This window comes from Nonomuraea terrae (genome assembly GCF_044465245.1).
GTDB lineage: Bacteria > Actinomycetota > Actinomycetes > Streptosporangiales > Streptosporangiaceae > Nonomuraea > Nonomuraea terrae.
Map to the genome: position 1 here is coordinate 645,472 of NZ_JBITLL010000006.1, position 21,662 is coordinate 667,133.

The 21,662-nt window shown below is 68.4% G+C and carries 19 protein-coding genes and 1 riboswitch; of the genes, 10 read left to right on the forward strand and 9 right to left on the reverse strand.

What is annotated here, in order from left to right:
• Positions 1 to 11 precede the first annotated feature (11 nt).
• Positions 12 to 1,079, reverse strand: a complete 1,068-nt coding sequence (locus tag ACIBP6_RS32420) for a cytochrome P450 (RefSeq protein ID WP_397057634.1) — start codon at positions 1,077 to 1,079, stop codon at positions 12 to 14.
• 266 nt (positions 1,080 to 1,345) lie between these two features.
• Here ACIBP6_RS32420 and ACIBP6_RS32425 point away from each other — a divergent pair, with 266 nt between their 5' ends.
• Positions 1,346 to 1,558, forward strand: coding sequence for a LuxR C-terminal-related transcriptional regulator (locus tag ACIBP6_RS32425; RefSeq protein WP_132614469.1), 213 nt, complete (start codon positions 1,346 to 1,348; stop codon positions 1,556 to 1,558).
• Positions 1,559 to 1,564: 6 nt separating this feature from the next.
• On the opposite strand, the gene ACIBP6_RS32430 is transcribed toward ACIBP6_RS32425, so the two are convergent.
• A complete protein-coding gene (locus tag ACIBP6_RS32430; RefSeq protein ID WP_397057635.1) occupies positions 1,565 to 2,521 on the reverse strand; it encodes a C40 family peptidase in 957 nt (318 codons plus the stop codon).
• An 81-nt stretch (positions 2,522 to 2,602) separates the two neighbouring features.
• A riboswitch (cyclic di-AMP (ydaO/yuaA leader) is annotated at positions 2,603 to 2,755 on the reverse strand.
• 278 nt (positions 2,756 to 3,033) lie between these two features.
• Between ACIBP6_RS32430 and ACIBP6_RS32435 the strand changes: the two genes are divergently transcribed.
• From ACIBP6_RS32435 to ACIBP6_RS32460, 6 genes are all read left to right on the forward strand, one after another.
• Positions 3,034 to 3,603 carry an amino-acid N-acetyltransferase gene (locus tag ACIBP6_RS32435; protein ID WP_397057636.1) on the forward strand — a complete coding sequence of 190 codons (570 nt, stop codon included), beginning with the start codon at positions 3,034 to 3,036 and terminating at the stop codon, positions 3,601 to 3,603.
• A gap of 85 nt (positions 3,604 to 3,688) precedes the next feature.
• Positions 3,689 to 5,209 (forward strand): RDD family protein, encoded by a 1,521-nt coding sequence (locus ACIBP6_RS32440; RefSeq protein WP_397057637.1) that lies wholly within the window; start codon positions 3,689 to 3,691, stop codon positions 5,207 to 5,209.
• Between the two features lie 111 nt (positions 5,210 to 5,320).
• On the forward strand, positions 5,321 to 5,806 hold the full coding sequence (locus ACIBP6_RS32445) for an RDD family protein (protein ID WP_397057638.1): 486 nt from the start codon (positions 5,321 to 5,323) through the stop codon (positions 5,804 to 5,806).
• A 511-nt stretch (positions 5,807 to 6,317) separates the two neighbouring features.
• Positions 6,318 to 6,650, forward strand: a complete 333-nt coding sequence (locus tag ACIBP6_RS32450) for a histone-like nucleoid-structuring protein Lsr2 (protein WP_132614479.1) — start codon at positions 6,318 to 6,320, stop codon at positions 6,648 to 6,650.
• 1,083 nt (positions 6,651 to 7,733) lie between these two features.
• On the forward strand, positions 7,734 to 10,235 hold the full coding sequence (locus ACIBP6_RS32455; RefSeq protein ID WP_132614481.1) for an ATP-dependent Clp protease ATP-binding subunit: 2,502 nt from the start codon (positions 7,734 to 7,736) through the stop codon (positions 10,233 to 10,235).
• 1,163 nt (positions 10,236 to 11,398) lie between these two features.
• On the forward strand, positions 11,399 to 12,283 hold the full coding sequence (locus ACIBP6_RS32460) for a sugar phosphate isomerase/epimerase family protein (RefSeq protein WP_397057639.1): 885 nt from the start codon (positions 11,399 to 11,401) through the stop codon (positions 12,281 to 12,283).
• 147 nt (positions 12,284 to 12,430) lie between these two features.
• On the opposite strand, the gene ACIBP6_RS32465 is transcribed toward ACIBP6_RS32460, so the two are convergent.
• Positions 12,431 to 12,895, reverse strand: coding sequence for a MarR family winged helix-turn-helix transcriptional regulator (locus tag ACIBP6_RS32465; protein ID WP_397057640.1), 465 nt, complete (start codon positions 12,893 to 12,895; stop codon positions 12,431 to 12,433).
• 60 nt (positions 12,896 to 12,955) lie between these two features.
• Between ACIBP6_RS32465 and ACIBP6_RS32470 the strand changes: the two genes are divergently transcribed.
• Positions 12,956 to 13,333: a cupin domain-containing protein gene (locus ACIBP6_RS32470; protein ID WP_397057641.1), complete on the forward strand. Its 378-nt coding sequence runs from the start codon at positions 12,956 to 12,958 to the stop codon at positions 13,331 to 13,333.
• 374 nt (positions 13,334 to 13,707) lie between these two features.
• Here the strand turns inward: ACIBP6_RS32470 and ACIBP6_RS32475 are convergent, their stop codons facing one another.
• The 4 genes from ACIBP6_RS32475 to ACIBP6_RS32490 are packed head-to-tail and all read right to left on the reverse strand — an operon-like array spanning position 13,708 to position 17,275.
• On the reverse strand, positions 13,708 to 14,478 hold the full coding sequence (locus tag ACIBP6_RS32475) for an ABC transporter ATP-binding protein (protein WP_397057642.1): 771 nt from the start codon (positions 14,476 to 14,478) through the stop codon (positions 13,708 to 13,710).
• The gene (locus ACIBP6_RS32480; RefSeq protein WP_397057643.1) at positions 14,475 to 15,494 is read right to left on the reverse strand and encodes a FecCD family ABC transporter permease; all 1,020 of its coding nucleotides are present in this window, start codon (positions 15,492 to 15,494) and stop codon (positions 14,475 to 14,477) included. Before ACIBP6_RS32480 ends, ACIBP6_RS32475 begins: the two co-directional genes overlap by 4 nt.
• Complete coding sequence (locus tag ACIBP6_RS32485) at positions 15,491 to 16,258, reverse strand: class I SAM-dependent methyltransferase (RefSeq protein WP_397057644.1); 768 nt, start codon at positions 16,256 to 16,258, stop codon at positions 15,491 to 15,493. The genes ACIBP6_RS32480 and ACIBP6_RS32485 overlap by 4 nt, the downstream gene beginning before the upstream one ends.
• Before the next feature lie 24 nt (positions 16,259 to 16,282).
• Positions 16,283 to 17,275, reverse strand: coding sequence for an ABC transporter substrate-binding protein (locus ACIBP6_RS32490; protein WP_397057645.1), 993 nt, complete (start codon positions 17,273 to 17,275; stop codon positions 16,283 to 16,285).
• Positions 17,276 to 18,105: 830 nt separating this feature from the next.
• Between ACIBP6_RS32490 and ACIBP6_RS32495 the strand changes: the two genes are divergently transcribed.
• Positions 18,106 to 19,041, forward strand: a complete 936-nt coding sequence (locus ACIBP6_RS32495; protein WP_397057646.1) for an alpha/beta fold hydrolase — start codon at positions 18,106 to 18,108, stop codon at positions 19,039 to 19,041.
• Positions 19,042 to 20,243: 1,202 nt separating this feature from the next.
• On the opposite strand, the gene ACIBP6_RS32500 is transcribed toward ACIBP6_RS32495, so the two are convergent.
• Positions 20,244 to 20,402 (reverse strand): hypothetical protein, encoded by a 159-nt coding sequence (locus ACIBP6_RS32500; RefSeq protein WP_397057647.1) that lies wholly within the window; start codon positions 20,400 to 20,402, stop codon positions 20,244 to 20,246.
• Between the two features lie 17 nt (positions 20,403 to 20,419).
• On the reverse strand, positions 20,420 to 20,992 hold the full coding sequence (locus ACIBP6_RS32505; RefSeq protein ID WP_397057648.1) for a dihydrofolate reductase family protein: 573 nt from the start codon (positions 20,990 to 20,992) through the stop codon (positions 20,420 to 20,422).
• A gap of 72 nt (positions 20,993 to 21,064) precedes the next feature.
• Here ACIBP6_RS32505 and ACIBP6_RS32510 point away from each other — a divergent pair, with 72 nt between their 5' ends.
• Positions 21,065 to 21,637 (forward strand): TetR/AcrR family transcriptional regulator, encoded by a 573-nt coding sequence (locus tag ACIBP6_RS32510; RefSeq protein ID WP_397057649.1) that lies wholly within the window; start codon positions 21,065 to 21,067, stop codon positions 21,635 to 21,637.
• Positions 21,638 to 21,662 lie beyond the last annotated feature (25 nt).

Consider the following 21,662-nt stretch of genomic DNA (forward strand, 5'->3'; position numbering starts at 1 on the left):
GGCCGCCTCTGCTAACGCCTGAGGCGTACGGGCAGCCTGGCCAGGCCGCGCAGCACGAGATTCCCCTTGTACGGCGGCTCAGGCTCGGCCAGGTCCAGGTCCGGCGCCGCCGTCGCGAGGGCCGACAGCGCGATCTCGCCCTCCATGCGGGCCAGCGTCGCGCCCAGGCAGAAGTGGATGCCGAGGCCGAAGGCCAGGTGGCGGCCCGGGTCGCGGGTCACGTCGAAGCGGTCGGGGTCGGAGAAGACCGCCGGGTCGCGGTTGGCCGCGCCGATCAACGCCATCACCCGCGTGCCCGCGGGCACCGGTACGCCGCCCAGCTCCACGTCCCGCAGCGCCTGGCGGGCGGTGAGCTGCACCGGCGGGTCGTACCTCAGCACCTCCTCGACCACCTGCTTGGGATGCTCGGCGGCGTGCTTCAGCAGCCCGTGGCGGGTCAGGTTGAGCACGCCGTTCGCGATGAGGTTGACGGTCGTCTCGTGACCGGCCACGAGCAGTAGCACGCAGGTCGCCAGCAGCTCGCCCTCGGTCAGCTCGCTCACCTGGGTCAGGGCGCTCAGCAGGTCGTCGCCGGGGCGCTCACGCCTGATCGCGATGAGCTCGCGGAAGTAGTCGCGGAACTCCTGCGCCGCCCGTCCGCTCTGCGCCGCGAGGTCGTCCGTCAGGATCGGGTCGAGGCCGCGGGCGAGGCTCTCGCTCCAGCCGCGGAAGCGCAGGTGGTCCTCCTGCGGCACGCCGAGCATCTCGCTGATCACCATGACCGGCAGCGGGTACGCCAGGCCCGACACGAGCTCGGCCTCCTCCGGCAGCGAGCTCACCAGGTCGGCGGTGATCGCCTCGATGCGCGGGCGCAGCCGTTCCAGCATGCGGGGGGTGAAGGCGCGGCTGACCAGGCCGCGGAGCCTCGTGTGGTCGGGCGGGTCCATCCACAGGAACGACTGGGCGGGCTCACCTGTGGCCCGCATCGGGCCTGAGCCGCGGCCGAAACGGGGATCGCGCAGCAGAACGGTGCAGAGCTCGTGCGTGGTGGCGACGAGCAGACCGGCACGCGTACGGAAGAGAGGGCCGTGCTCGCTCATCTCCCGATATCGGACATATGGATCACGGAGAAATTCCGGATCGAACGGATCGAAACCCAGGGCGTCCTCGGGAGTGACGGGAGGGGTGTTGACGTCGTTCATCGCGGACCGATCAGTGCCGACATATCGCGAGTAGGTCACATATATCGGGTCATGTCAATGGTGATCGTCACGCATGGTGATTGTTATGCTTGACCACCTTTCTACGATGCGTTTACCGTCAGCGGGATCGATTTCGGCCCGCGGCTGTTGGGGGAGGGCTCCCGATGGATGTGCTCACGGAAGGCATCGAGCTGAGCGAGGCGGATCTCGCTCTGCTGGCGGAGCTGGCCAAGGGGGTCACCGTCGACCGGGTGGGCAGGCGGCTCGACATCAGCGGCCGCACCGTACGCCGGCGGCTGCGCGCCATCTGCGACCGCATCGGCGTGGCCACGGCGATCGAGGCCGTGGCCTGGGCGGCCCGCCGTCAGCTCATCTGAGCCCGCTCAGTCCGCGATGCGTACGGCCCCCGCGTACGGCCGGCCCTCGATCGCGGCGATGCGGACGACGTCACCGGTCCGCGGCGCGTGCACCATCATGCCGCCGCCGAGGTAGATGCCGACGTGGTGCAGGTCGTTGTAGAAGAACACCAGGTCACCGGCGCGCAGCTCAGAGCGGTCGATGTGCCTGCCGGACGTCCACTGGCTGCCGGTGTAGTGCGGCAGTGCGATGCCCACCTGCCGGTAGGCCGCCATCACCAGCCCGGAGCAGTCGTACGAGCTGGGCCCCTCGGCGCCCCACACGTACGGCTTGAGCTGCTGCGTCAGCGCCCAGCGCGCGGCGGCGGCGGCCTTGCCGTCGCCCGGGACCGGCAGGTTGACGCGGGTGGCCCGGGTGCCGGGCCGGCCGGCTTCGCCGAGCGCCCGCTGGAAGAGGTTGCTCTCGATCTTGGTGACCAGTTTGGTGATCTTGTCGCGCTTGGTGTCGATGTCGGAGACCAGTTTCTCGACCTCTTCGATGCGCGTCTTGGCGCCGGCCCGTGCCCGCTCGGCCGCGTCCATGGCCTTGAGGAGCTGGGTGACCTCCTCGCCCTGCTGCTGCTCCAGCGCGTACGTGGTGGCGGCCTGGTCGAGGAACTTCTCGGGGTCCTCGGCGGAGGTGAAGGTCAGGGCCCGGCTCAGGCCGCCGGTGATGTAGGCGTTCTGGGCCAGGGCGATGGCCTTGGCGCGCTTGGCGGCGAGATCGGCCTCGCTGGTGGCCAGCGTCTTCTGCGCGGCCTCGGCGGCCTTGCGCGCGGTCTTGAGCTTCTCGCGCTGGCCGTTGTACTGCTCGGCCAGCGTCTCGATATCGGTGTGCATCTTCTCGACCTGGTCGGCCAGGTCCTGGAGGGAGGGCTTGGGGTCGGCGGAGGCCGAACCGACGGGGACGGCGAGCAGCGTCGCGGCGACTGTGAGACTCACCACACCGAGAAAGCGTGATCTCCGCCCGCGTACGGACGGACGGGCGTGTCTGCCTTGGCGCTCGCGCAAGCGCTTCACCAACCAAGCTCCTCTCGTAGACGCCTACCGGGTTAGCTGACGGGTTCGGGCCGGAGCAGCCCTACCGAGCGATCTCGGATTCACCCCTTGTGGTGGCGTTCTGGGGAGGCCACCGGCGGGTCCCCGGCTCCCCTCGCGGGGATTGGGCGTGTCTCCCGCGTGTGGGGACACACGGGGAACATCGTCGCTGGACACTAATGCACTCCGGGTTCGTGCTCAACCGGAACTGCCGACTTCGTCGGCCTTTCACCGCTGGAGAGTCGCGAGGTGAAGGCGTGTACTCCCGTGCACAACGGGCATTTTGCCCTGATTGTCACGCTTCGGTGCCCGACGATTGGGGTCCGGGCGCGTGTCCACCTGGCCACAAGATGTAACAAGATGGGGCGGGACATGGGAGTTAAGGCTGAGCCGTAATGACATCTGTACGCTGGAGAGCCATGGAGCAGGTGGCCGAACCGACGTTGTCCGAGACCGCGGTGGTGGTCCGGCGCGCCCGTACCCCCGACGTGCGGACGATCAGGCGCCTCGTCGACACCTACGCGGGCGCGGGGCCGCGGCTCCTGGAGAAGGCCACGGTGACGCTGTACGAGGACGTACAGGAGTTCTGGGTGGCCGAGCGGGGCGGGCAGGTCGTCGGATGCGGCGCGCTCCATGTGCTGTGGGAGGACCTCGCCGAGGTCCGCACCGTCGCCGTGGACCCCGCGTGCCGGGGCATGGGCATCGGCCACCGCATCGTCTCGGCGCTGATACAGCAGGCGAAGGATCTGGGGCTGAGGCGTGTATTCTGTCTGACTTTTGAGGTCGACTTCTTCGCCAGACACGGCTTTCGCCGGATACAGGGCACGCCGGTCTCACCCGAGGTGTACGCCGAACTCCTGGCCTCGTACGACGAGGGTGTTGCGGAGTTCCTCGATCTGGAGCACGTGAAGCCGAACACCCTGGACAACACCCGCATGCTGCTGCATCTCCCATCGGGTGACGCGGACGCTGACCACATGGAAAGGTGATTGTTGATACCTATGTCGATACGTTGGGCAGCACAGGCATGTGTCCTGACACGTGCCACATGCGCACTTGAAGCGAGGTGACACGGTGAGCACCGGACAGCCGCCGTATCCGCAGAACGAATCCGGCGAAAATTCTGCACCCGGCCCCTACGGGCAGCAGAACCCGGGCCGCCATCCTGGCGAGCCCGACCCGGACGCGACTGTGGTCGGCTACCGGGTGGACGATGCCTACGGGCAGCAACCCCCCTACGGACAGCAAGGCTACGGCCAGCCCCAGCAGGGTCAGCCTCCCTACGGCCAGCAACCCCAGTACGGCCAGCAGCCCGACTACGGGCAGCAGTCGCAGGCCCAGCCCGACTACGGCCAGCAGGGCTATGGTCAACAGGGCTACGGCCAGCAGGCCCAGCCTGACTACGGTCAGCAGCAGGGCTACGGCCAGCCCGAATACGGCCAGCCCGAATACGGCCAGCCCGATTACGGCCAGCAGGGCTACGGCCAGCAGGCTCACGCCCAGCAGCCCCAGTACGGGCAGCAGCCGCAGGCCCAGCCCGGCTACGGGCAGCAATATGGCCAGCAGCCCCAGTCCCAATCCGACTACGGGCAGCAGCAGTACGGGCAGCAGCCGCAGTCGCAACCCGATTACGGGCAGCAGCAGTACGGGCAGCAGCCGCAGTCGCAACCCGATTACGGGCAGCAGCAGTACAGCCAGCCCGACTACGGCCAGCAGGCCCAGCAGGGTCAGCAGGGTTACGGTCAGCAGCCGCAGTCCGGCCAGCAGCCCCAGTACGGGCAGCAGCCCGACTACGGCCAGCAGCAGTCGCAACCGGGCTTCGCCCAGCCGCAGTACGGCCAGCAGCCGCAGTCGCAACCCGACTACGGTCAGCAGGGCTACGGCCAGCAGGCTCACGGCCAGCAGCCCCAGTACGGGCAGCAGCCGCAGTCCCAGCCCGGCTACGGTCAGCCGCAGTACGGCCAGCCCGGCTACGACCAGCAGTACGGCCAGGGCTACGGCCAGCCGCAGCAGCCCGCGTACGGTCAGGCGCCTTACGGCCAGACGCCCTACGGGCAGCCCGGTTACGGCCCGATCGGCGTGCAGCCGCCCGGAGCCCCGGCGCCGCTGGCCGAGTGGTGGCAGCGCTGGGTGGCGCGGATCATCGACGGCATCCTGTTCGGCATCGTGCTGTTCGTCGTCATGGTCGTCATAGGCGGCATCCTGCTGGCCACCTACGACTCGACGACCGGCACCATGTCGGGTATGTCGTCGTTCGTGGTCGGCATCATCGTGGCCGTTCTCGTGACGGCCATCTACGTCGGCTACGACTTCCTCATGCACAAGATGAAGGGCCAGACGCTCGGCAAGATGGTCCTGGGCATCAAGGTCGTGCAGGTCGGCCAGCCGATGCCGGCCGGTGGCGTGCCCACCGACGCCGCGCTCAAGCGCGGCCTGGCGACCTGGGGCGCCTACATCCTGATGCTGCTGCCGTTCGGCATCATCCTGGCTCCGCTCGTGTGCGGCCTCAACGGGCTGTCCATGCTGTGGGACAAGCCGCTGCAGCAGACGCTCGCCGACAAGTTCGGCAAGACTGTCGTGGTGAAGATCAAGTAGTCTTCGCGGGCGTAAAACAGGGGGCCGGCTTCGTGCCGGCCCCTATGTTTTGTCCGGGTGACCGTACCAAAATGGGGGGATCCGAGCCGCCGATGACGCGAGGTGGGAGTTATGGCCGGCACGCCCCCATCGGGCCCGGCGCCCGCGGAATGGTGGGAACGCCTCGCCGCCCGGCTCATTGAAGCGCTCGTCTTCGGCGTCTTCTATTACATTCTGTTCATCGCCCTGTGGGGCATCTTCCGGACTGTCGGGATGTCCGAGATGCTCGGCGGGAGACTGCCGGGTGTGTTCTCATGGGCAGCGGCCGGCGCCGCTTATGCCGGCTACGACTGGTGGGCCCATTCGCGGCGCGGGCGCACCTTCGGTAAGGCGATCATGCGGATTCGCCTGGAGCCCCGGGATCTACCGTCCCGGTCTCTGCTCAAACGGGCGCTGGTCTATCCCGCTCCTGCCATGCTGATGGGCATTCCGGTGGTGAATCTGGTGGCGGGAATGCTGCTGTTCGGCGTCGGGTTGCTCATCCTGATCGACAAGCCGCTCGAGCGGGGGCCGCACGACCGGCTGGCCGGAACACGTGTGGTGAAAGATCTTCGGTGAGACCTTCCGTACCTGCACGGATGCCTTTTCGCAAAATTTTCGCTTGATCCGGTAAGGACCCTGGAGAGACTGGCATTAGGCTATGGGGCGTCCGGCTTGCCGGATGTTGGCGCCCCTGCGCGCGCAGGGCGAGTGTGTGCCGCTATGGTCGGTTGCGGGTGGTTGTCGCCTGCTGTCATGGGGGAGCCGGGCTCTCCGTGACCCCGCTGCCAGCGCTTAAAGCGCCCCGAAACCCCGCTAGCCGTGGAGGCCGAGGACGAATGGAAGCCCTAACAGACGTATTGTCAGCGCTCATCCCCCCGGCGGTGGTGGGCGGCGCCTTCATCTTTGGCGTAGTGAAGTTGGTCCGGTCCGAGGCCCTGGGCGGCCGGCGAAACCGCGAGGATCAGCCGGAGAGCCAGAACTGATCGGCCAGTCAGCCGAATCCCGTAGCGCTGAATTGTCTCCACGCCTTTCCGGGTATATGTTTGGGCAGGCGAATGAAACAATGCTCCGCGAAAGGATTGCGTAGATGGCCAAGCAGATCCAGGAGATTCTCATCGATGACCTCGATGGGGGCGAGGCCAATGAGACGGTCAGCTTCGCTATTGACGGCTCCTCCTATGAGATTGACCTCAGCGACCTAAACGCGAAGAAGCTGAGGGACGCGCTCACGCCTTTCGTGCAGCATGCGCGCAGGGCGGGCACCGTATCCACGCGCCGGCGTGGCCGCGGCGGCAGTCGCGCGATGACCCGGGAGAAGAGCTCCGAGATCAGGCAGTGGGCCAAGAATCACGGCCTGCAGGTCAGCGAGCGCGGCCGTATCGCCTCCACCATCGTGGAGAAGTACGAGCAGGCTCACTAAGGAGTCGGTCGGCCGACCATGCGCTTATGATGCTCGCCTCGGACCCCGGCGACCGCCATAAGCGCATGATCCTTCTCTTGGCGTTCCAGATTTCGGGACGTCTGGGGATGACGATCTCAAGACCCACCCATATGCGGGCGTTTTGGGCAGGTGTTCCGGCGTCAGCGCCGATTCACCGGCCAGGCCCTCGCATATGCGAGGTGTCGTGCCCCGTGCGTTCGAATGCCGCGCATTCACGTACGCACGGGGGCCTCACCCCGGGCACCCAATGTCCCTCGCCGACGACATTGGCGCGCCGCAGGCGGGTGCCGCGCCCACTGGAACGGGCCATCGCGGAAAACACCGGCGCGGTTAACCCCCCTGCGGCGATCTTCCGGCGTTGTGGCGCTTAACCCGCGATCCGTACGCACCCCGGCGAAAACCGGGCGCGGATGTCGCGGCATAACCTGAGTACGCCTCATAACAATGCCGCTTCCCCGGCGTGCGGTGCGCATTGGTTCGATTGGTAACCAGCGGCAACGGCAGGACAGTAGCGAAACTCCTGACCCATGGGGACAGCCGTCTCATCATGCGGACGGGTTCGGTAACCGGGCTGACCGGATGGCACATTAAGAGAGCACCGGCGTACACGGCAATGCGGCGCCGCGATGTGCGGTGCGTCGCGTGTTGTGCTCAGGGCGTAGCGAGACCGCTTGGCCATCCTTTGCGACCCGACATAGGATGATTGCGTAACAGATACGGGCGCGGCATCTGAGATGCGCGGGGCAGGTGTCCCCACGCCGGCCTCGCAGCAGGCGTCCGGTGGACGATCCGTGTGGATCGGTGTGGATCTGTGTACGCCGCGGGCGGCAATTCGGTGCCGCTTCCGCGAAGTGTCCTAAACATCGTTCGCTTGCGGCGTATCGGGAACACGTCACCCCCGAACAGTAGTTGGATGGAGGGTGAACGCCCTGCTCTCGGGGAACGTGTCTGTTATAGAGCGTGTCAGCGGCAGTGGGCACGGTTCGCCGAGCCAGGGCTAGCATGCGGGAGGACGGGACCGGATTTACCGGCCTGACTGACCGCTCTGTGAGGAGCGACGAGATGTTCGAGAGGTTCACCGACCGAGCGAGGCGTGTTGTCGTCTTGGCCCAAGAAGAGGCCAGGATGCTCAACCACAACTACATCGGCACTGAGCACATTCTTCTTGGTTTGATCCATGAAGGTGAGGGCGTAGCCGCCAAGGCTCTGGAGAGCCTCGGCATCAGCCTTGAGGGTGTGCGCCAGCAGGTCGAGGAGATCATCGGCCAGGGCCAGTCGGCTCCGTCGGGGCACATTCCGTTCACCCCGCGGGCCAAGAAGGTCCTCGAGCTGTCGCTCCGTGAGGCTTTGCAGCTGGGCCACAACTACATCGGCACCGAGCACATCCTGCTCGGGCTCATCCGCGAGGGTGAGGGTGTGGCGGCTCAGGTGCTGGTCAAGCTTGGAGCTGATCTCAACCGTGTCCGGCAGCAGGTCATCCAGTTGCTCCACGGTTACCAGGGCAAGGAGCCGGCCGCGGCGGGCGGTCCGCAGGAGTCGGCCCCGTCGACCTCCCTGGTGCTCGACCAGTTCGGCCGCAACCTGACCCAGGCCGCCCGCGAGGGCAAGCTGGATCCGGTCATCGGCCGCGAGAAGGAGATCGAGCGGGTCATGCAGGTCCTCTCCCGGAGGACCAAGAACAACCCCGTTCTCATCGGCGAGCCCGGCGTCGGCAAGACCGCCGTCGTCGAGGGCCTGTCGCAGAAGATCGTCAGGGGCGAGGTGCCCGAGACGCTGAAGGACAAGCAGCTCTACACGCTTGACCTCGGCGCCCTGGTCGCCGGCTCCCGCTACCGCGGCGACTTCGAGGAGCGCCTGAAGAAGGTGCTCAAGGAGATCCGTACGCGCGGCGACATCATCCTGTTCATCGACGAGCTGCACACGCTCGTGGGTGCGGGCGCCGCCGAGGGCGCGATCGACGCCGCCAGCATCCTCAAGCCCATGCTGGCCCGCGGTGAGCTGCAGACGATCGGCGCGACCACGCTCGACGAGTACCGCAAGTACTTGGAGAAGGACGCCGCGCTGGAGCGCCGCTTCCAGCCGATCCAGGTGGCCGAGCCGTCGCTCAGCCACACGATCGAGATCCTCAAGGGTCTGCGCGACCGCTACGAGGCGCACCACCGCGTGTCGATCACCGACGACGCGCTGGTCGCCGCCGCGCAGCTGGCCGACCGCTACATCAGCGACCGCTACCTTCCCGACAAGGCGATCGACCTCATCGACGAGGCCGGGTCCCGGATGCGCATCCGCCGCATGACCGCGCCGCCGGACCTGCGCGAATACGACGAGAAGATCGCCAACGTCCGCCGTGACAAGGAGTCCGCGATCGACGCGCAGGACTTCGAGAAGGCCGCTGCCCTCCGTGACCAGGAGAAGCAGCTCCAGCTCAAGCGCGAGCGGCGGGAGAAGGAGTGGAAGGCCGGCGACATGGACGTCGTGGCCGAGGTCACTCAGGAGCTCATCGCCGAGGTCCTGGCGACCGCCACCGGCATCCCGGTCTTCAAGCTGACCGAGGAGGAGTCGCAGCGCCTGCTCCGCATGGAGGACGAGCTCCACAAGCGGATCATCGGCCAGGACGACGCCATCAAGGGCCTGTCGCGGTCCATCCGGCGCACCCGCGCCGGCCTGAAGGACCCGCGTCGTCCCGGTGGCTCGTTCATCTTCGCGGGTCCCTCCGGTGTCGGTAAGACCGAGCTGTCCAAGGCCCTGGCGGAGTTCCTCTTCGGCGACGAAGACGCTCTGATCAGCCTGGACATGTCGGAGTTCATGGAGAAGCACACCGTCTCCCGGCTCTTCGGCTCGCCTCCCGGCTACGTCGGCTACGAGGAGGGCGGTCAGCTCACCGAGAAGGTGCGGCGCAAGCCGTTCTCCGTGGTCCTGTTCGACGAGATCGAGAAGGCCCACCCCGACATCTTCAACTCGTTGCTGCAGATCCTGGAAGACGGTCGCCTGACCGACGCCCAGGGTCGGGTGGTCGACTTCAAGAACACGGTCATCATCATGACCACCAACCTCGGCACCCGCGACATCTCCAAGGGCATCGGGGTCGGGTTCGCGAAGTCCAACGACACCGAGTCCAACTACGAGCGGATGAAGTCCAAGGTCCAGGAGGAGCTCAAGCAGCACTTCCGGCCCGAGTTCCTCAACCGTGTCGACGACATCGTCGTCTTCCACCAGCTGACGCCGGTCGAGATCATCAAGATCGTGGATCTGATGCTCAACCAGGTCGACGCCCGGCTGAAGGACCGCGACATGGGGCTCGAGGTGTCGCCCGAGGCCAAGCAGCTGCTCGCCGACCGCGGCTACGACCCGGTCATGGGCGCTCGGCCGCTGCGGCGCACGATCCAGCGTGAGCTGGAGGACTCGCTGTCGGAGAAGATCCTTTACGGCGAGCTCCGGCCCGGCCAGGTCGTCAAGGTGACGATCGAGGGTGAGGGCGACGAGGCGAAGTTCGTCTTCAAGGGCGAGACCGCCTCGACGGTCCCTGACTCGGCCGCCGCCATCGCCGCGCCGATCCAGCACTGACGCTCGCTCTTCGGAAGCCCCCGCGTGACCTGTTCACGCGGGGGCTTTCGCATGCGGCGGCTCTTCCGCAGCCGTGCCCGCCACGGGACCGTCCGTTCTCTTGGGAGACGCGGCGAGATATGTGCCCATAAGCGGCTGAAACAGCCTGTGCCACGTCGAATGGCGTAAAGGCTGCACGGGTGTGTGCGCCACCGTGATGGAGGGCGAGCGGACCTGTCAGGCGCTCCCAGCCGCATCCCGGAAGGCGACTCACCGGCGGCTGAGCAGTGCGGCGCTGAGGAACACGCCGGTGGAGCTCTCGGGTGAGGGCGTTCCACTCAGTCGCACCGCGACCTTCTCCCGGGGAGTCGGCCACGACCTCGCAATTCCACGGCGGCCCCGATACCTCGCGCTACGCGGGCCCCGGTACTCGCTGGGCGCGCCGTCGCCGGTGCCCGCATGGACGGACAGGACGTGGCGGTGCCTCGCCGGTGTCATGGGTGACCCCGAACGTCGCGGCTCCTGCGCATTGAGGAGCCCGGCTCGGTGGCCGTGCTGGGCGACGCCTGCTCTGACCGCGCGAGGCCGACGTGCGGGCGGTGGGCGGACCGTGTCGCCCGCGGTCGCATGAGTGTGAGCAGGCATGGTCCGGGCGGACGTCGCAGTGCGTGATGGGGGATAGCCTGGCGTGTGCGTCGTCCGCGACAGGATGGATCCCGGCCGGGCGGCATGACGTTGCCGGCTTGGGCCATCGGCGGGCTGATGGCGGCCGTTCCTCTCGGGGCTCTGTCCGGTTGGCGGGTGTGAGGGGATTCACTTCTCGCGTGATGGGCGGCTCATCCGCTCACGTGGCGGAGATGGCGGTGTGAGAACGGCTGGTCGTCGTTGCGTAATTGTTGGGTGGGCGGCTATACCACCACCGCGAGTAGTACTACACTGCGTAGAGCTTCGCCAAGTCTCATCCAAGTGACCCACAAGGGCGTGTTCCTATGCCGGCGGCTGCTCCTTGCGGAGTAGCCCGGATAACAACTCAGGGCGGACGCGCGCGCCACACGTGAGCAGGCATGCTCGCATGGTTCGCACGTTCGAGGCGGGCGAGGGAACACACAAGCAAGCCGTGGAGGAAACCGATGCGCCTGCGTCACGATGACGGAACGCTCGTTCACCTCGCCTACAACGCAGGCGTGCACCCCGCTGAGGACCTGGAGAACCTCATCGCCCACCTGACCCGCTACGCCGTGCCGGTGCGCAAGCGGCTGGGCGTGGAGCGGATGGGCATCGGGCTGTGGCTGTCGCCGAGCGTCGCCGACCACCTCACGGCCGACCGCATCGAGCTCGTACGGCTGCGCCGTTCTCTGGAGGAGCGCGGCCTGGAGGTCGTCAGCCTCAACGGCACCGGCGGCCGCAACCAGGAGGTCCCGGGCCCCGACTGGGCCAAGCCCGAGCGCTACCGCTACACCATGGCGCTGGCCAAGATCCTGGCGTTCCTGCTCCCGGAGGACGTCCGGTTCGGCAGCATCTCGACGATTCCGATCGGGTGGCGGCGCGACTGGCCGGTCGACCTGCAGGCGATCGCCACGCGGCGGCTGGAGCGGCTCGCTCGTGAGCTGCGCGGCATCTACAGCGTGACGGGGAAGACGATCCGGGTGGGGTTCGAGCCGTGGCCGGGTTGCGTGCTGGAGACGACTGAGCAGGCGCTCGCGCGGGTGGGCGGCATCGACTCCGAGCACCTGGGCGTCTGCCTGGACGCGTGCCATCTCGCCGGCGGGGGCGAGGAGCCCGGCGCGGCCCTGAGGGGCCTGGCCGAGGCCGGAGCGCCCGTGGTGAAGCTGGGCCACGTGCACAACCACTCCGACGAGACGCCGAACACGGGGGCCGTGCTGCACGACACGCTGGCGGCCATGCTGTCGGGCGCCGTGAGCGGCAACGCGCACATCGAGGTCGAGACGCACAACCTCATGGTCCCGGGCCGCGCCAAGGGGCCGGGGGCGCTGGTGTCCCTGCTCGCCGAAGAGCTGAACTGGGCTCGTACGAACCTGACCAGCCTGGGCCTCCAGCTGGCCGCCTAGCAGCTGGGGCCGCACGAAGAAGGCGCGCCGCACATGTGTGCGGTCGCGGCCGGTGCAGGGTGTCGCCCGCACGGTCGCCGGGGTCGCTTCCGTGGGAGTCCCGGACAAGTCGCCTTACGGCGGCCAAGGCGCCTTGCGGACGCTTGGTCAGAGGGCGCCGAACCAGCCCGGGATGTCGAGGCGCCAGGGGTTGTCGGGGGTCATGCGGCGCAGGTCTGACTCCAGGGCTTGGAGGCGGTCCTCGCCCAGCTCGGCGGCCCAGCGGGCGCGCAGGGTGTCGAAGATGCGGGCCGAGCGGTCGAGGGCGTCCATCCCGTGTGGGGTGAGGCGGACGAGTTTGCGTCTGCTGTCGCGGGGGTCTGTGGCGCGTTCGGCATAGCCGATGCGTTCCAGGTTGTCGACGGTCTTGCCGGCGGCCTGTTTGGTGACGCCCAGGGCACGGCCCAGCTCGACGGCGGTCGTGCCGTCGGGGCCGATGGCCTGCATGACGAATCCGTACATCGGCCTGATGTCGGGGTGGCCCTGGCGGGCGAGCTCGGCGTGCAGCTCGTCGATGAGCATCCTGAACGCGAGCAGCAGGCGGAGCGGCAGTTCGAAGCCGTTGCTTGACATGATAGACAACCTGGTTAACTATATGGGAAACGTGGTTGCCTATTCTAGGGAGTGAGCGGGATGACGGTCATTCGTCAGGGTGAAGCGCGGCGGTCGGAGACTTCGGGCGGGGTCATGACGACGTTCGCCTCGCCGACCCAGGGCGGGGCCTCAAGGGCTCTGTGGAAGGTCGAGGTGAAGCCGGGCGTCGCTGGGCCCGTGCACGATTTCGACGCCGAGCAGGTGTGGACCTGGGTGGCGGGTGCGGCCACCGTGGAGCTGGGCGGGGAGACGTTCGCCGTGGGCGCGGGGGACACGGTGGTCATGCCTGCGCGTACGGTGCGGCGGGTGCTGGCCGACCCAGCGACCGGATACACCGCCGTCGTCACCGCTCCGGCCGGTGCCCGGGCCATGGGCGCGGACGGCGCCGATTACGGCGTTCCGGCGTGGATCGCATGAAACCGGTGTCCGTGGTTCCCGACGGACGCCTGCTGGAAGGCGGAGACGCCAAGCTTGATGATCGCCGCCGGTCTCCACGGTGCAGGGGCGGGCCGGTAGGTGCGTGTCCTATGGGCGGGGGGCACGAGCAGCTGCAGGTGGCCGGGGCCAGGCTAGTGGCGGCCTGCCGCAGCGCGACCTCCTGCACGCCATCGAACTGCTCGGCACCAAAGTGCTTCCCCAAGATCCGCGCCGAACTCGGCTGACCGCCGTACGGCCAGGCCCGATGCTCCGGCAACGGGCCGCCTCCTCGCACGCAGCCCACCGGCCGGGCTCCTTGTCCGCCCCGATCGCAGTGCAGGTTCGAGAGCACACGCTGATCCGCTTCCGTGCCGCTACGGCGATGAACTCACGAATCGCAGGCTCGGGCGGCCGGTGGCGGAGGGGGTGATCTCCGCTCGTACGTGGTAGACGCGTTCCACCGTCTCCTCGGTGAGGATCTCCTTCGGATGGCCCGCGGCGACGAGCCGCCCTTCGTGCAGCAGCAGGAGGTGATCGCAGTACTGGGCGGCGAGGTTGAGGTCGTGCAGGGCGGTGACGACCGTGACGGGGGTCGAGGCGAGCAGGTCCAGCAGGGCGAGCTGGTGGGCGATGTCGAGGTGGTTGGTGGGCTCGTCAAGCAGCAGCTCGGTGGGTTCCTGCGCGAGCGCGCGAGCGATGTTCACCCGCTGCCGCTCGCCGCCGGAGAGCGTGGACCAACGGCGGTGCTCCAGGTCGGCCACGCCGCACCGGCGCAGGGCGCGGCGGGCGTGCCCGAGGTCGTCCTCGCCGGCCGCGGCCGCCAGGCGGCGGCGATGGGGGATGCGTCCGAGCAGCACCACGTCGAGGACGGTCAGCTCCACGTCGGTGCTCACCTCCTGGGCGACCACCGCCAGGCGGCGGGCGACGTCGCGCCGCGGCAGGCGGTCCAGGTCGTGGCCGTCCAGCAGGACCGCGCCGCCCTGCGGACGCAGCAGCCCGGCGAGCAGCCGCAGGAAGGTGGACTTGCCCGAGCCGTTCGGGCCGAGCAACCCCGTCAGGCCACCGGGCGTGATCTCGACGGTGATGCCGTCGACGATCGGCCGTCCCTGGGCCGTCCACGTGACGTCATGCGTGTGCAGACTCATGCCGGTGTCTCCTTTGTCCGCCGCATGATGAGCGCGAAGGCAGGGACGCCGATCAGTGCCGTCAGTACGCCGACGGGGATCTCACGAGGGGCGAAAGCGGTGCGAGCGACGGTGTCGGCGGCCAGCAGGAACACGCCGCCGTACAGGGCACAGGCGGGGAGCAGGGCGTGGTGACGCCCGCCGGTGAGGGCGCGCACGGCGTGCGGGACGATCAGCCCGACGAAGCCGATCGCGCCGCTCGCCGCGACCAGCACGGCGGTGGTGAGCGCGGTGACGGTGAACAGGATCAGCTCCGTTCTGGCCGGGGCGATGCCCAGCGACGCGGCGGCCTCCCGGCCGAAGGCGAACGCGTCCAGCGCGGCCGAGGCCAGCCAGCACACGAGAATGCCCGCCGCCGCGACGATCACGCACAAGGCCACGCTCGCCCAGCTGGCCGAAGCCAGCGAGCCCAGTAACCAGAACGTCACCCCGCGGGTGCCCTGCGCGTCCGCCGCCCAGATCACAATGAGGCTGGTCAGGGCGCTGAACAGCTGCGAGACCGCAATCCCGGCCAGCACGACGCGGATCGTGCTGCCCAACTGCCGGCCGATCATGGCCAGCACGCAGCAGAAGGCGAGCAGGCTGCCGCCGAAGGCGCCCGCCGACAAGGCGGCGGTCCCGGCGCCCAGGCCCAGAACCAGCACGGCCACCGCACCGGTGGAAGCGCCGGAGGAGATCCCCAGCAGGTACGGGTCGGCCAGCGGATTGCGGGTCAGCGCCTGCAGCACGGCGCCGCACACCGACAGTCCCGCTCCCACCAGCACGGCCAGCAGGACCCGGGGCAGGCGCAACTCCCAGACGATGCCGTCGTCCAGCGGCGCGAGCGGCTCCACCGGCAGGCCGGCATGGGCCGCGATCGTCCGGAGCACGTCGGCGGGAGACAGCCCGGCCGCCCCCACCACGGAGGCGGCCGCGATCGACAGCATGAGGAGCAGCAGGCCCCCGGCGATCGCGACGGCGGTGCCACGCCTGCTCATCGCCTGGCGAAGACGACGTAGTCGTCAAGGTACTGCCAGACGGTGCCCACCTCGGTGAACCCGGCTGTCCGCAGCGCGGCCTGGTGAAAGGCCAGCGAGGCAAGCGGCTGAGGCGGGCGGTCGGCGAAGCGCCGCCGGCGCTCGGCGATCCGCTCGCCAAGGTCGGGACGTCGCCCGGCCAGGGTCCACCATGCGTCCCAGGTGGGGGCGCCGGCGGCGAAGGCGGCCTGCCGCATCAGCTCGTCGTGGCGGGCCGACACTTCGGCAAGGGTGGAGTGCTCGGGCCCGAAGCGGAGATGGTCGGCGTTGAGCAGGACCGCGCCGGGCGGCAGGATCGTGGCCAGCTCGGTGTAGACGCCGAGCAGTTGGCGCGGGGACAGCCAGTGCAGCGCGGTCGAGGTCAGGACGGCGTCGAAACGCCACTCGGCGAAGGGCCGGCTCCAGCCGGATTCGGCGAGGTCGGCGTCGATGACGGTGGCGCGCTCGCCGTACTCGCCGAGCACGGTCTCGGCGAGCCGGGCCAGCACGGGATCGTAGTCGGTGGCGACCACCCGGGAGCCGGGCAGACGGCCCAGCACCCGGTCCGCGATCGAGCCCGGCCCGCAGGCCAGGTCCAGCACGGTGGGCTCGGCGGGGGAGTGCAGGCGAAGGACGTCCAGCATGACCTCGAAGCGGTTCTCGCGGTGGGCGACGTAGGCGCTCTGCTGCTCCTCCCACCGGGCCAGCAGGTCCCGAGGGGTCAAAGAGGTCGTGGGGGCGCTCAAGGGGATCTCCTATCGGTAGTGCTTTCAGCCGTACAGGCGGGCCAGGCCTTGGCCGACGTGTTCGACGGCGGTGACGCTGCGGACGGACGGGTCCACGGAGGAGCCGGGTACGACGATGAAGCGGTCGTTCTGCACCGCGGTGAGCTTGGAGGCGACGGGGTCCTCCCGCAGGAAGCGCTTCTTGGCCTCGGCGCTGTCGCCGTCGCCGCCGCGGGTGAGGTCGGCCAGCACGATGACGTCGGGGTCGCGGGCGGCGATCTCCTCCCAGTTGCCCTCCGTCCATTGCTGCTTGACGTCGGCGAAGGCGTTGCGTGCTCCCAGCAGTTTGGTGATGGTGCCGGGCAGGCCGGTGTCTCCGGCGATGGCGGGGGTTTTGGTGCCGGAGTAGTACCACATGATGTCGGCGTCGAGGTTTGTCGGCGCCGAACGCTTGGCCTCATCCAGTCGTCGGCGCAGGTCGGCGACCACCGCCTGGCCGCGCTCCCGCGCCCCGAAGACGGTGGCGATGTCGTCGATCTCCTTGAAGATCGCCTCGAACTCGGCCGTCGCGGGGATGAGCGTCTGGTCCTCGCAGTCGTTGGACGACAGGTAGGCGGGAACGCCCAGTTCGGCGAGGTCCTGCCGGGAGCCGGCGGCTTCGGGGGCGAAGGCGGAGGCGCGCATGGAGTAGACGAAGTCGGGCTTGTTCGCCAGCAGCGCCTCACGGCCGGGGTACTGCTCGGCCAGCACGGGCACCTGGGCGTAGGGCTCCTTCAGTTCGGGCAGCACCGGGTCGGTCTGATACGCGGTGCCGGCCATGCGGTCGGCCAGTCCCAAGGTGAGCATGATCTCTGCCGCGTTCTGCTCCATGGCGACCGCCCGCCGTGGCGGGGACGAGATCTCCAGCGTGACCCCGCAGCTCGTCACCCTGGTCGCCGGGGGAGCGCCGGCGGTGGTCGCCGCCGTGCTGCTTCCGCAGGCGGTGGCCAGGGTCAGCACGGTGGCCACCACACCCCAGCGAATGGAAATGGTTTTCATGTTCTTTGACCCTAGCATCACCGGAGAACGCGGTTGCCGGGTGGTCCGGTTCGGGCATGCGACCGCCGTCGAGCACGGCGACGGATCCCAACCTGTGCGGCCGAGAGCAGGGCATATTCCACGAATCCGGCGCTTGACAGGCGCAACCCCATGAGGGTCTCGTTGGCATCGAATCCACCCACGCCTCGTAGGCCCCACGCGGGTCGCCGTCACCGGGGCAAAGTAGCTCTGCGTTATCGCTGTTCGGGTAGATGGTGAGGAATGACCAGCTCCCGACATAGGGGCTGGACGGCCGAGACGTTCGACGTGGTGCCCACGTGGGTTTCCCGACGCGGGGAGTCGCCCCCTGGAAGGCACGCGCCTGCCCAGGGGGCCGGCGCAGGCGTTCGATGGTGAGCCGGTGTGCAGGTTGGCGCGGCTGTTGTGGAGCGCTGGAGGTCTGCTGGAAGGTGGTCCAACTGATCGCGCTGGTCTCCGAAGCGGAGCCGTTCTTGTAGCGGCTGTAGGACAGTTGACGGGATTTCGCGTTTTCTTGTCCTGTCGCAGCGAAGAGTGAGCATTGTCATCGAAGGTTGAGTGATTGTGGGGCTTGAGTTCCCGGAGAGACGGTGAGGGAACCGGGCTGTCGTCTGCCGGTCAAGTCGAGGCACTGCCGGAAGAGTTGAGGCATCGGCACCACCGTGCCACTGGAGTTGAGGCAGGCAGACGCTGGGCAACCGCGCGGAGGGCGGTTACTGAGGTACGCCCGGAGTTCTCTTTGTCGCGCGGTTCGGTTGCGTCCACGGAAGTGGTGTACGCGTTCGGCCTGGTCACAGGCGTGGCGTCATGAAATGAAGACGGCCATCGATAAATGTCGGCATTCGGCAGCAGGCAGCCGCTACCGTGCCTCCATGTTGGATGCCCACGAGCGATTTGTGCCCTCCGGGCCGCTGCGGATTTGGACCGAGCGGGTCGGGGATCCCGGGCTTCCCGCTGTTTTGATGGTCATGGGGTCGGCTGCTCAGGGCGTCAGTTGCCCTGATGCGCTGGTTGGCCGGCTTGTTGACCGTGGGGTTCAGGTGATCCGGTTCGATCATCGGGACACCGGTCGGTCCAGCGTTGTCGACTTCGATGCTCATCCGTACACGCTCGGGGACATGGCTCGCGACTGCCTGGCTGTGCTGGACGGTCATGGACTGAGCTCCGCTCATGTGGCGGGGACTTCCATGGGCGGCATGATCGCGCAGTGGCTGGGTGTGCACGCGCCGGACCGGGTCCGGTCCTTGACCGTGATGTCCAGCTCGCCGATGGGTCATGATCCGGGTCCGGCGTGGGCACGGGCGCGGGCCGGGGAGCCGGCCGACCCGGATGACCTGCCGCCGCCGTCGCCGGCGTTTCTCGCGCATCTGGCCGCTGGGCTGCCGCCGGGAGTGGAGTCGGACGTGGCCTTGTTCCGGGTCTTCAACGGGCCGGTTCGGCCGTTCGACGAGCCGGCCGCCCGGGCGATGCTGGAGTCGGCGCTGTCGCGGGCTGCCGACCCGGCGGCCGCGGCCAACCATCACCGGGCCGTGTGGATGGACGCCCCTGACCTGCTCGCCCCGCTGTCGTTGATCACCGCGCCGACCTCGATCGTGCACGGCGACCAGGATCCGGTCTATCCGCTCGGTCACGGTGAGGCCCTGGCTGCCGCGATTCCGGGCGCGGTCCTGCACGTCGTGCCCGGGATGGGCCATGTCATGACTTCACCCGGCCTGCCAGAGGAGGTCGCCGACCTGATCCGGCTGTGACCCGCCTTGCGGGGGCGGGGCCGCGCCGATGAACAGCCGCGTGGTGAACCGCCGCTACTTCTCCACGACGGATCTCGTCATCACGCCCGGCCCGGCAGCACCGCGGTGATCGAAGCAATCGACGGACTCGTCCGCGAGGGAGAGATGGGCAACGCCCGCCCCCGACCCGGAAGGAAGCCGAGATGCTCGGATCGATCGGCGGAAAGCATCCCCTGTGTCTGCCAGTTCCTCTGAGGCGCCGCAGGTCACGGGCACATCAGAGGAACTGGCGGACGACACCGGCACGTGCGTACGGCGATCCCGCGCCGGGCCGTCGCGAACCACCTCGCACCGACCCTCCTGCGGGCGCAGCTACAGGCGTCATCGGACTTCCGATGGCGCCCGCAGCTGGACCGACTCGCAGCCGCAAGCGGGCGCACCCAGGACGTGCTGCGATGCACCCTTGCCGGATTCCTCCGCGAGTGATGCGCCACCCCGCTCGGCCTCGGAGTGCAGGGAGCATTCGGCCACCTGCCGCCGAATGGCACACCGCCGGCACCACCCCGAACGTTTCCGGCCGACGCCACCACCGCCGGTCGTGAACTCGTGCGTAGACCTGCGGAACCTCCTTGACCTCGCGATTGTCGCCGCGCCGGCCAACCACCGCTCCGACGATGCGACACTCCGCTGCCTCGGGACGACCCCTGCGGTCTGCCTCGGCTCTGGTGCTCAGACGCGTGCCGCGTACGGGCCACCGAGAACGCCGAAAGAGGGCAGCCGAGCCACAATCACTCAAACTTCGGTGAGAACGGCTCAACCTCCGCTGCGACAGAACATTTCTGGGCCTTCGGGCCGCTGAGCGGTTCTGTTCTGGCTCGTGTGGTGGTCGGGGGGGACGGCGGCGCCGGCTGGCACACCTGCGTCCGCGCCATGCAGGCCCATCGGAGTCCGTCCGCCGGGAGCGCGTGCTCAGCACGGGTGCGCGCGTGGTTCTCTGTCGTGAACTGATCGATCGATGCCATCGGAGAAGGCGCCGGGAAGAATGGGCGCCGCATCCGTGCGTCAAGAGATCGACCTCGTCTCACCCGAAGGACGATCAACGGGCCGGCGATACCGAGATCGACCCAGCGACAGGCAGCCATGCCACGACCCGCTCGGTACAGACGGGCCTCGTCCAGCGAATCGCCGACGCGCCTCTCAGGGGCGTGATGGCGCCGGCCCGCTCAGTACCCGCTGCGGCGGGGTGCGGCGGTCGGGCGGCGGGGGAGGTCGGTCCGGCCCGTGGGCTTGATGTCGCGCGCCGGGTGCGCGTGCCGGTGCGGCGATCCGGCCTGGTGGTCGGTCTTGGCCCCGGCAATCGAGGCTGGGAGTTTGATATGCATGGTCCTCCTTGTGGTTTCTATGCCCTGGTGAGCCAGGTGACCTGGGCGCCGTTGTCGAAGGACTCGCGCCGGGTGGGGGTGAACAGGGTGGGGCGGAACTCGCCGGAGAACATCGGGATGCCCGTGCCCGCCACCACGGGGTAGCTCTTGAGGATGATCTCGTCGATCTCCGGGAGCAGGGAGGCGGCCAGCTTGCCGCCGCCGCAGAGGTAGATGTCCTGGCCGGTGTCCTCGGCCTTCAGCCGCCGGACGAGCTCGATCGGGTCGCCGGTCTCCACCTGCACCGTCGGGTCGTCGATCTTCAGGGTGCTGGAGACGACGTACTGGCGCAGGTGGGAGTACGGGCTGGTGGTGGGGACGTCCAGGGCCGGCTCGTAGGTGCCGCGGCCCATCACCAGGGTGTCGAAGACCTTGTTGGGCGCGCCGTCCAGGCCGACGAGCTTGCGGATGTGGGTGGGGATCGTCTCGGGGTAACGGGTGTTGATCCAAGCGGCCATCTGGTCGGACACGGGGTAGAAGTCGAACTCGGCGTTGGGGCCCGCGATGTAGCCGTCGAGGGAGACGCCGATGTAGTAGACCAGCCTTCGCATACCGTTCAACTCCTGGTGTAGTACTCTGTTTGGAGTGCTTTGAACGTAGTACTACGACTGGAGTGGTGTCAAGTGCGGAGTAATCCCGAGCGGCGGCAGGCGCTGATCGACGCGGCCATCGAGGTGCTGGCCAGGGAGGGGGCGCGGGGGCTGACCTTTCGGGCCGTCGATGCGGAGGCCGCTGTGCCCCCCGGTACGGCCTCCAACTACTTCGCCAACCGCGACGACCTGTTCACCCAGGTCGGCGGACGCATCTATGAGCGGTTGCTGCCCGACGAGGCCACGATCGCCCGCAACCGGGCGGGCGTGCAGGACGAGACCCGCTATGCCGAGCTCATGCACGAGCTGGTGGATCGGGTTGCCGCCTTCAACTCCGGTTACCTGGCCCTGCTTGAGCTCCGGCTGGAGGCCACTCGGCGCCCTGAGCTGCGCGCCGTGCTGACCAAGCGCATCCGCGAGGACATCGACGCCAACATCGGCTACCACGCCACTTCGGGTCTGCCCGGCGACTCGACCTCGGTGGTGCTCCTCTACCTCACTCTGAACTGGCTCATCGTGGAGCGGCTGACACTGCCCGACATCTTCGCCGAGCAGGAGATCCACGAGCTGGTGGACGCCGCCGTGCGCAGATCGCTGAATGGGTGACGTCCACGGCCGTCCGGCGGTTGTC